Consider the following 10964-nt stretch of genomic DNA (forward strand, 5'->3'; position numbering starts at 1 on the left):
TCTGCTGGCCCCAGCTTGAGGAGTCGGCGATAACATGCGGCGCAACACTGAAGGGGTCAGAAAGACGGCGCTCGAGATCGCCGGTTTTCCGGGCCTCGACCTCGGGCCCTACTGAAACGGACTAGAACTCGCTGAAGATGGGATGCAAGGAGTGACCGAACGCGGCGAAAGCGATCTCAGTACCTACGACGCCGCCTTGCGGAGCTTCTGTGGCGATTTAAGGCGACTCAGGATCGAAGTTGGCGGACCCACACTGGAGGCACTGGCTGCTATCCGATCCCCATCCGGATTTACCATGCCAGGCATATCCGCCATCTCGAACATCCTTAATGGCAAGATCAGGAGGCCACCCGAGTGGGAGTTTGTAACCGCTTACGTCGCCGCCTGCCGCCGGGCCGCCGCTAAACGCGGCCGCCATCCGTTGGTTTCGACCGAGGAGTTGCACTGGCGAGCACGACACGAGCTACTGCAGTCCGCATACAGTCAACAACAAAGTGGCCGGCGCGGTAGCCACCCGAAGCGGCAGGACAACGCCAACGGGTCGATCATCAACGACTTGGCACTGAGCGCTCGCCTGCAAGCAATCTATAACCTGATCACAGACACAGGCGCAGGCTCTGGTAGCAGCTCCCGGATGTACGAATTGAGCCAGGACGGTCGCAATCCGGTCATCACGTTCTCCGCTCGGGACATGGAGCCCTGGTTGCGGCTTCTATCCGCGAACCGCTTCGTCGTCCTGGTCGGCCCGCCGGGCTCTGGTAAGACAACCCTGCTTTTGGAGACGGCGGCTGCGAGCGCTACAAGACTACTGAGCACAGAGCCCTCGGAAGGCCTCACCTGTCCTTTGCCAATCTATAAAGCATCCCCTCGCACGGGCCAAGCGCTCGAAGTTGGGCCACCTCTCGAGGCATTGCTCCAGCCCCCGCCGGCAACCTCGCCTGACGCACAACGCTTACTCCTGCTTGACGATGCTGATGCCTGGCCCGATCCTGCAGGCACGCTCGCAACCGTGACCGTCGGACTCCGCCAGTCCGCAACTTGCGCGTTGATCACCGTCCAAGAGGACAGCCCACTTCTGCCCCTTCTTCAGTCATCCGGCTCACCCGCGGTAGTATTGCGTCTACACCCCCTGAGCGAAGCCGACGTCGCCTCGCTGGCCGAGGAGTTGATCAGCCGTCGGACTGACAAGGTCGGGGAAAACCGCAGGAATGCACACTGGAGCATATTACGAGTCATTCCGAAGCTTCCCATCTTCGTTCGCCTTGCTGCTGGCTTGCCAGATCCGTTGGAGCTCAAGCTTCGACCGTCTCTGGATGCCCTGGAGCTACTCATAGACCTAGTTCGCGTGAGTATGGGTGGTGAAGCATTCCATGGAGAGCCGCTCGACATCCTAAGGACACTCGGGCAGGCTACATGGGACTCGCTAGATGTCACGCCTTCGGGTGCAAAGCGCCTCGCGTTGAGATTCATAGCCTCGCCCAAGCCCAAAATTGCTGAAGGAGGCGACCTACGACCCATCCTTGCGTCCGAAGATCAGTTTCGGTACAAATGGCGCCATAGCACATTTGCGTCTCTCGCCTGCGCAGTGGCGATAGCGGAGCAATCGTCGATCGCACTAGCGGTCACGTTGGACGCCCAACTCGTGGGAAACCCCGAGCTGGGTCAGCTGGTCGTTTGGGCAATGGCACTCTCGGATGCGCGAGATGCCGCGGTGGAACTTCTGACGAAGGATGCGGGTACCTGGCGCGATGTTGCCTTGGAGCGGTCCCGCCTCCTCCTGCGACTCGCCATATGGACAGCTCCGGCTCGGTGGAGCGGCGGCTCGCGAGAGGGCATCAAGAACGCTGTCGCTACGTTGGCAGCTGTTGAACCAAAGTACTTGAGGGCCGTCGACCCTCGATGGCTAGAGGACCAAAAGCTGCAGGCTCGCCTCAAAGCCACCATGGACCGGCAGATCGAGCTTGCTATCGAGGCAATACGAATCGCTGCCACGAGCGCCGACATGGCCAGGTACGCCGCAGGGCGCCTTGAACGGTATCTGAAGGACGTCACGTACAACGGTCTCAGCATAGATGTCGCGGACGCGCTACTCACGTCCTCTGGTGAGGTCGAGGTAGACGTCGGGCTCGTCGCTGAGACCGCAAGAGTTGGAATCCTCGACCATGACTGCCACCCGAATACGCGCATTGCAGCCATTCGACTCTGCGCGCGCCAGCATAAGGTGTTCACGGCCGACGATCAGGGACGTTTTCAGGCACTCGTGCGTCGAGATGACCTGGAAGAGGGACTGCGTTTCGAGATCGCCAGCGCAAGTGCCGGCTTCGGAAACACTGAATATTTGCTTTCCTGCCTCTCCGAGGAGGAGCGGCCGAAGCTCCGTCTGTTGGTGTCCGCGGCGCTCGCCTCTCGCTCAGCCGTGGCGGAAGAGCGTAGTAGGGCGATCCAGGTTCTGAAGCAGTTGGCAACGGCCGACGTCGGTGAAACGTCCGACACGGCTCGACAATTGGTGGGACAGTTCGTAGGAAGTGAGCCCCTCACGAAGCCTGATGCGGCGCCTGCCGTCGTTGCACCTCCCTCGCCTTCCTTACTGGCGAGTGCAAGGGAGGCGGCAAACGGAGCCGAATCCGAGCGCGCTCTTGGGCGACTGCTGGCGACCCTACCCGCAGATGAGATCGTCAGGAATCTCGTGACCTTGGCCGAGGACGAGCAGGCGTACGACTACACGCGCTACCTCGCCGCGGTCCTGCTACACAGATTCGAGCCAGACCGACGGGAACAGTGCGCTCGGATCCTCAGCGCGGTGGTGCGTGATGCCCACCCCATCACAGCTGGACACGCTGCCGGCGCGCTGAGGGGGCTTGGCTCGAGTATGGACGGGGTGATTCGTCGTTTTCGAAGAGTGGGCGAAGAAGCATTCTTTGCGGAAGTGGCCGCCTCGGTGCTCGCCAGAACAGGGGATGCGCGCGCTTTGGAAGCGCTCGCACATATCGCGAGCAAGCATGGTGGCTTTGCCAATCTGGTCCCCTTTGTCGCTTCCGCGCTAAGCGGTTGTCGGTTTTCGGCTTCCGAGTCTGAATGGCTTCACGCCTTGGAGTGGGCTGAGGTGGCAACCCGGAGCCTTATAGACGTGGACAGGTCATAGCGCGTGGCCGCGTTACCACGGCATGAAGATCTTGGGAGGTGTCCCCATCTGTTAAGAAGTCGTTGCGGAAGTCCGGCTTGGCTTGTCCGACCGACAAGTGACGCAGGTCAGGCAGCTGTGACTCGGCCCGCTGACCCCACTGGCGTACTTCCGCAACGACTTCTTAGCTTGGCTTTTAACTTCAGGCGGCAGCCTTCTTGATCGCTGGCTGGCGGGGCGCCGGGCCTCGTCGGCTGCCGATCGGTCGTCCGGGCTAGCGGCCGCAGGGTTTTGGTGGGCTGGCCGGAGTGCCCAGGATCGGTAGCAGTCGGGAGAAATCGCGGCGGATCCGGGCGGGGGTCAGCCGAGGCGCCGGAAGTCGTCGTTCCCAGGGCAGTCGTGTGTCGACGGCGATGGGACGGGCCAGGCGCAGCTGGGTGTAGGCCAGGAGCACCAGCCAGGTCCAGCGGTCGGCCTGCTGTGGGGTGCGCACCCGCGGGGTGGTCCAGCCCAGGGCCTGCTTGCAGAAGCGGAACGTGTGCTCGAGGTCGAAGCGGCGGATGTAGGCCCGCCAGCACCGGTCCAGGTCCGGGCGGTCGGGGCCGGCCCACCACAGCCACAGCGTCTTCACCGCCCGGCCGCGCGGCCCGGGCAGGTGCTCGACCTGGACCCGGATCACCGTGCCGGTCACGATCGGCGGCGCGGTGCAGTCGGTCCAGCGGCCGCGGCCGGCCAGCTTGGGGTGCAGCCCGGCCCAGCTGGCCACCTGCACCCGGCCGTACTGCTCGTCGTCGGCCTCGAGCGCCTGCTCCGGAGCCGGCCAGGTCGTCGGGTCGGCGCAGCAGAACCGGGCACCGTGCCGCGGTGGGCGCCCCAGCCGACCGGGAGCCGTCGCCGGCGCGCCGTAGAAGACGCGGTCGCACCGGATCCGCGCCAGGATCGCCACCGGCAGATCGGCCAGGTCGACGGTGAGCGCGATCGGGTCATAGCCGGCGTCGAAGACGAACAGCGGCACCGCCTCGCCGATGTCGAGCCGGGCGGTCAGCGCGCGGACCTGCGCGGCGGTGACCCGCCCGAGGTCCTCACCCGCCGGCACCCGGTGGGCATCGACCGGCGCGGTCCAGGAGTCGCGCTCGAAACTGAGCTGGGCGATCCAGGAGTAGCACCAGCCGGCCACGATCGGCTGACCGGCCGAGTGCCGGGTCGGCGAGTAGTAGAACCCGCGCCCCGGCGAGCACTCGGCATCGCAGCGCGGCCGGGTGCTGGCGTCCACGGCGAACACCGGGTGCGCCACCTGGTGCATGTGTCCGGCCAGCACCTTCGCCAGCCGGTCGGCGTCGACCTCCCCGACGGCCAGCGCGGCATACACGCTGCCCCAGCCACGCCGGTGCACCGGCGGCAGGCTCAAGTGCGGCAGCGACTGCATCGACTCGGCCGCCAACAACCCGTCGACCAGCTCGAACAGCGCGTCCCGGCCCCGCCCCAGACAGCCGAACGCCTCCTCGCGGAAGCCTCGAAGCCTCGCCGTGGCCAGGCTCTGGTCAACCCCACCGGTCGGGCACACACTGTCCATCGCGGCCACCGCCGTTGCTTCGAAGCCTCGCAACTCCGAAGGATCCAGCGGTGGCCGCCCGCATGCCAGACCCCGAATCACACCGGTGCAACTGCCCGGCGCCCGGGGTTAAAAGGCGAGCTTAGTGCGCCGGACCGTCTGCCGCCCGCTGTCCCGTAGGACCAACGGCTAACGAGAATGGTGCAGGTCAGGCGGTGTGCCGCGTGACGGCTGTCCCGTAGGACCCGTCCGGTGATGATTTTCGGAGAGGGGCACCAACCGGGACATCTGGTGGGGACTGGTTGTGGAGCTGCGGCAAGGCGCGGTGCTTGCTTCGGTGTCGAGCACGGCCCTGTGGACGGTGCCGGGCGGCACGCCGAGGGCCTCGGTGACCCGGTCGATGAGGTCCAGCCATCGGCTGGGTGGCACCGCGGTGATGATGGCGCCCACGTCGCGTAGGGCCGCACGAATGTCCGCGGTGCTCCGGTTCTGCTCGACCGTAGTGAGGCGTGCGTCGAGCAAGGCTCCGGCGAGGCTGGGCGAGGTGTCGATGGCCGTCCGTAGTGCGGTGGCACCGTCGCTGTACAACAGGTCGGCGGGGTCAAGCCCGTCGGGGAGGCCGAGTCGGCGCGGGTCGTCGCCACGGGCGGTGAGCTGCCAGAACATCCGCTCGGCGGCCTGGTGCCCAGCTGGATCGTTGTCGGTGGCGACCAGGATGCTGGGGCCGTCGGTGCGGATGTAGGGGAGCAGCAGGTCGGCCTGCCGGTCGGTAAGGGCGGTGCCGAGGGTGGCGATACCGACGGTCGCGCCGTTCCCGGCCAGGGTGAGGGCGATGGCGTCCATCAGCCCTTCTACGAGGGCAGGGGTGGCGTCGGCGGCGAGCGCAGCCCGGTTCTCGTAGAGCCCGACCAGCTGCTCCCCCTTGCGGTAGAGGTCGGTACCAGGGGTGTTGAGGTACTTAGGTCCGGCGCGGCCGTCGTCACCTGTGCTGAGGTTACGGCGGGCGATGAAGCCGCGGATGGCGCCGTCCGCATCGAGGATCGGGAAGGTGAGCCGGTCGCGGAACCGGTCGATCAGTGCCCCGGTACGGGCGCGCTGGGCGAGGCCGGCAGCGAGCAGCTCGACGTCGGTGGCACCGAGGCCGCGCAGGTGATCGACGAGTGCGGTCCAGCCGTCGGGGGAGTGGCCGGGGCTGAACCGCGGATCGTCCGCCAGGTCGGTCCCCAATCGCTGGCGCAGGTAGCCGGGAGCCCAGGAGCCGGAGTAGTGCTCGGCGTAGAAGGCGGCGGCCTGGGTGTTGAGCTCGATGAGCCGGTCGCGGCCGACGGCGGCGGTGGCCCAGAAGTGCTGCTCGAGCAGGTAGTCCGCGTCGTTTTCGGCGGGCTCGCCGAGGGCGAAGGGGTCCGGGGTGAGGAACCGGGGTGCGGCGACCGGCGCCTCGTCGTCGAAGGGGAGGGGTTCTTCGTCAGCGGGAGGTAGGTCGGTGACGTCCACGGCGAGGGCCGCATCGTCGACCGTCGGCGGGAGCAGATGTGCGTCGTCGGGGGGCTGCAGGTCGGGTGGTAGTGGCTCGGTGGTCTCAATGGGGGCGGGGCCGGTGAGCGCCGCGACCCGAAAGACCAAGGCATCAGCGACTGCGTCGCAGGCCCGATCGGCTGTCACCGGCTCGGGGAGGTCGGAGGTCGCGGCGGTGAGCAGGTCGGCGGCGGTCCAGCCAGCCCGGATGCCCGTGGTGACCGCGGCGACCAGCGCCGGCCAGGCCGGGTCGGCCAGCACGCGCTGGGCGGGCCCGGCGGGCAGGAGACCGAACAAGGTCGTGCACCAGTCCGGCCGCAGCGCTGCGGCGCCCGAGCCTGCGGCGCGCACGGTGGCGGGGGTGAGGTGGGGGGCCAGCCGCCACCAGAGCGCGGCGGCGGGCAGGTCGTCGGGCAGCGGCCGCTGCGCGGCGACCGCCGCGAGCAGGCCGGCGGCGTCGAGGCCGGCGCGGCCGGCGACGGCCAGCCGTTCGATTAGGGCTGGCCAGTGTGCGTCGCGGCGGATGCGGGGATCGATGCTGTCGGCCAGCGCTGTCCACACCGAGCCGGGCCGGGTTGGACCGGCAGCGGCGACGGCTTCGTCCAGCCGGACTTGATGCTGGCGCTCGGCGACCGCGGGTCGGGGTGGGCCGGTGGGACGCCGGTCGCTGTCGGGAATGCCGTGCACGGCGCGCCAGACGGCGAGGTCGGCCCGCAGCCGGTCGCGGTCGGGGTCGAGCAGCGGCCGCGCCCAGTCTGGTGCGGTGGCCGGCGTCATCGCGGCGGCGGTGTCGGCGGTCCGTGCCGCGCAGGCGGTGAGGTGGTCGGCGCGGTCGGCCAGGTAGGGGCCCCAGTGTCGGTCCGCGGTCAGCGCCGCCGGTACGCCGGGCAGCCACGGCAACGGACCTGGCGGGCCGGTCACGTTCAGTCGCCAGTCCAGAACGGCCGCGGGATCACGGGCGCTGCCCAGTTCGCGCTCCTCGAGCGCGGCCTGGAGGGCGAGGACGGGGTCGGTGCCGGTGAGGGCGAGCAGCGCCAGGTTCCCGCGCAGGGTCGGCCACGCCGCAGCGGCAGTCAGCCCCGGGTAGAGCCGTTCGGCGGCGTTCTCCAGTTCTTCTCCGGCCTGGCGTCCGAGGTGGTGGTCGGCGGCGAAGCGGAGGGCGTCGGCGTAGCGGGCGGCGGCCGAGTACAGCTGCTGTGCCGGGTCGGCGAGTGCTCGGCGGGCGCCGCTGGCCGAGGTCTGGGCGCCGTCGCGGGCCAGCATGTTGGTCAGCAGGTCGCTGGCGGTCGGCGGGAAGACGGCGGCGGGGGTGATGTTGCTGTGCGGGGCCCCGTCCCCGGCCGTGGCCAGGTAGACGTGATTGGCGGTGCGGCCCCGGGAGAGCGCGACGTAGAGCAGCTGGCGTGACTCGGCGCCGGTGAGCACGGTGTGGCAGGTGTCGGCGGTGACGCCCTGGGCGCCGTGCACGGTGGTCGCATAACCCAGCTGCACGTGGTCGCGCACGTATGCCGCTGGCAGGGTGATCCGCCGTCCAGTGGTGGGATGGGCCACGGTGAGGGATGCGTCGTCCCCGACGGCGGTGACGGTCCAGCGGTCGCCGTTCTTGACCCAGTCGGCGGCGGTGATTGGCAGGCTCCGGTCGTTGCGGCGGGTGATCACCGCATCGCCGGCGCTGGCGCGGGCGCCGTCGGTCAGCACCACCTCCGGGCCTACCGGTTCATCGAGCTGGGCGAGGCGATCGGCCCGGGCCCGCGCGTTGAGCGTGAGGACGGTGTCGCGGGTGGCGGCAAGCAGCAGCGTGTCGGCGCCGCGGTGACGGTCGGCGACCCACGCGGTGTAGGCCTGCTCGGCGCAGGTGGCCACGTCGCCGACGTGGACCCGGCCGGCATCGAGATAGAAGCCCAGCCCGGTGGTGTCGCCGTCGCGGATGGCGACGGTGGCCGCGGCCTCGGCCGGGTCGGCGAAGCGCACCAGCTGGGTCAGCGTCACCGCGCCGTGCGTGGCGGCGATCTCGGACAGCACTCCGCCGGCGGCGACCGACGCGAGTTGCCGGTCATCGCCGATCAGCCGCACCGACCCGCCACGTCCCAGCACGTAACAGACCGCGGAGGCGAGTTCGAGGGTGCCGGTCATGCCGGCCTCGTCGACGATCACCAGCGTGCCCGGGCCGATGTCGGCGACCCACTCGGGTGGGACGGCGGCCTCGAGGGCGCAGACCAGCTTGGCCAGGGTGTCGCAGGGCGCACCGATGGCCTCGCGCAGCCCGGCGGTGGCCACCGCCGAGGGAGCCAGGCCCAGCACGCCGCCCCCGGTGGCGGTCCACGCGCGGGCCAGGGCGGCCAGGGCGGTGGTCTTGCCCGCGCCGGCCGGGGCGACGGCCAGCTGCAGCCGGGCGCCGCTGCCGGCCAGGTCACGCACCAGCTGCGCCTGACCGGGATTGAGCTCCCTGCCGTTGGCGACGGCCTCCAGCAGCGCCAGCTCGACCACCCGGGAATCGGCCCGGCGGCCGTCGGTGCGTTCCGCGGCGGCCAGCAGCAGCGCCTCGGCGTCCAGCACGGCCCGGGACGTGTAGAGCTGGGCGCCAGCGACGGTGTAGACGCTGGCCCCGTCCGAGCGGCGCAGCTGCGGCGGCTCGACCGACGGGTCGGGCTCGCGGAGGGGAATCGATAGCGTGGGGGAGAGCGCGACCGCGCTGACCTGCGCGACCGCGGCGTCGACGACGTCCGGCGCGAGGTCGGCTGCCCGGACGAGCCGTTCGGCCTCGGCGCGCACGTGCCAGACCTGCCAGGTCGCCCGCTCCGCGGCGACCGTGTCCAGCACCCGACCGGCGGCTGAGCGCACCCAGGCATCGGTCACCACCGGAGCGGCGAGGACCCGTGGGCGCAGGGCGTCGTCGAGCATGCCGCCCACCGCCGCCGGCCCGCCGAGCACGTCGAGGGCCTGCTCTCGCCAGGCCGCCCGCTGCTCGGCGAGCGAGCGGGGCTCGTGCTTGGCCTCGCGCGTCTCCAGCGTGGCCTGCTGGGCCAGCGCGATCGCCTCACCTGCCGTCGGCGTCCGGCCGTGCTCGGCCTGGAAGTCGGTGGCCAGCTCACCGCGGCGGACGTCGATCGCCTGCCGCCGCGAGGACCAGGCGGCCAGCAGCCGGGCGTCGAGCCCGACGATCTCCCGCACCGGCCGCTTGCCGGACTCCCGGCTCGGGCGCTCGGCAAAGCGGACCCCGAGCCCGGCCACCAGATGGGCCTCCAGCCGGGTGTTGTACCGCTCGGACGCAGCGACATTCGCCTTGTACAGCACCCGCCCGTCCAGGGCGCGCCACCGGCCGTCGTGGGTCTGTACCTTGTTGCTCACCGCCACGTGGGTGTGCAGGTCCGGATCGCCGGCGCGCGAGTCGCGGTGGGTGAACACTGCGGCGACAAGCCCGGTGGTCTCCACCTGCCGCACCCCGCCGGCACCCAGCCGAGTGAAGACCACGTGCCGCTCCAGCCAGTCCAGGGTGTCGGCAACCGCGGCGTGGTGGGCGGCCTCGATCTGCTCGGCGATCTTGCGGGGAGCGAGCGCCCACAGCGCCGAGACCGACTTCACCGGCGAGAAGGTCAGGTCGTAGCCGGCCACCGCCCTTGTCGCCGGCCGGGACGCGCGGGCGACGAACCCGGACAACTCCCGGGCGTCGGCCGGCGGGCGGCCGTGCTCGGCGGTGAACATGTCACGCGCCACCTCGCCGCGGATGCGGGCCCGCTCCGGCGCCGGCAGGGGCGCGTCGCGCGGCAGCCCGCGCGCGGCGTTGACCGCGGCGAACTCGTGCGCGCAGCGAGCCCGGAAGCCGTCCGCGGACGTGGGGTAGACCAGATACGGCTGGCCGAGGGCACCGGCGGCGCGCGCCTGCCCCGGCGTCCGTCCGGCGGCCAGGACCTTCCGCTCCAGACGCTCGGCGTCGGGATGGCGTCCCTCGCCGAACAGCGCCTTCATCTGCGTCTCGTCGACCGGCTGCCCGGCGCTCACGCCGGTTAGCCCGGCCAGGCCGCTGCCAGTCCACGTCCCCGAGGACTCGCCCCGTTGTGCGTAGTAGTCGCCCAGGCCGGCATGGCCGCGTTCAGTGGCATCCAGCGCCGCTACCTGCCGCGTCAGGTACGTGTACCCGTCTCCCGCGGTCAGCTTGTGCAGCGACATCACGGCCGCGGACGCTAGGAACGCGACCTCCTGTATCCCTCGCGTAGACCTCCCGTTCAGCGGCGTCCTCGATCGAGGAGCCCACCTTGAGTGCCAACGGGGCACACCGCTGCGACGCGGAGGTGCTGTTAATCCAACAACTGCCGATCGAAGAGGGTCGCTGCCGCCGGCAGTTGTGACGGCGCGGCTGGTCATTCTCAAGATCACTTCTGCTGCTAGGCGGCACGGTTCCCAAGCCGGTGGGGGAGACGTCCGGCGAGGAGCCCGCTGGGCGGTCACGGAGGCCAGCACCCTTCCTCATCGCGCGGGCCCACCAGCTCAACGACCAGACCTTCGGTCCGACAGTGCATGAGGTGTGTGCCACTTGATCATGAGCAGTCTCCGGTGCCTTGGCTGACGGCAAGCCGGCATGGCTGCTGTCGCTGGTCACCGGTTTTCCTTTCGAGGTGCTGATGACGGTGCTCACCGGAGTGCAGGGTGACGATTGGCCACGGCTGCGGTCACCGGCGTGCTTGGTGGCGCGGTCTTCGGCGCGCTGATGGTCGGTAGCAACCTGTCCCGGGCCGGATCCGATCGAGGCTCTCATTCCGCGGGAGGACGAGAATTGTG

Annotated in this window: 4 protein-coding genes; 2 read left to right on the forward strand and 2 right to left on the reverse strand. The window is 69.8% G+C overall.

Annotated elements, in window-relative coordinates; genetic code table 11:
- Positions 1-1009 precede the first annotated feature (1009 nt).
- On the forward strand, positions 1010-3142 hold the full coding sequence (locus CHB98_RS21170) for a hypothetical protein (protein ID WP_143425089.1): 2133 nt from the start codon (positions 1010-1012) through the stop codon (positions 3140-3142).
- A 253-nt stretch (positions 3143-3395) separates the two neighbouring features.
- Here CHB98_RS21170 and CHB98_RS14255 read toward each other — a convergent pair whose 3' ends face one another.
- Together CHB98_RS14255 and mobF are read right to left on the reverse strand one after the other, a co-directional pair.
- A complete protein-coding gene (locus tag CHB98_RS14255; RefSeq protein ID WP_143425090.1) occupies positions 3396-4694 on the reverse strand; it encodes an NF041680 family putative transposase in 1299 nt (432 codons plus the stop codon).
- A 168-nt stretch (positions 4695-4862) separates the two neighbouring features.
- Complete coding sequence (gene mobF, locus CHB98_RS14260) at positions 4863-10355, reverse strand: MobF family relaxase (protein WP_089306285.1); 5493 nt, start codon at positions 10353-10355, stop codon at positions 4863-4865.
- Positions 10356-10744: 389 nt separating this feature from the next.
- Here mobF and CHB98_RS21695 point away from each other — a divergent pair, with 389 nt between their 5' ends.
- Complete coding sequence (locus CHB98_RS21695) at positions 10745-10894, forward strand: hypothetical protein (protein ID WP_179224510.1); 150 nt, start codon at positions 10745-10747, stop codon at positions 10892-10894.
- The last annotated feature ends 70 nt before the right edge of the window (positions 10895-10964 follow it).

Origin of the sequence: Geodermatophilus pulveris, from assembly GCF_900188375.1 — a bacterium.
GTDB lineage: Bacteria > Actinomycetota > Actinomycetes > Mycobacteriales > Geodermatophilaceae > Geodermatophilus > Geodermatophilus pulveris.

Coding starts and splice junctions, on each gene's coding strand:
- mobF (WP_089306285.1), bottom strand. CDS start 10,355: ATGTCGCTGCACAAGCTGACCGCGGGAGACGGGTACACGTACCTGACG.
- CHB98_RS14255 (WP_143425090.1), bottom strand. CDS start 4,694: ATGGACAGTGTGTGCCCGACCGGTGGGGTTGACCAGAGCCTGGCCACG.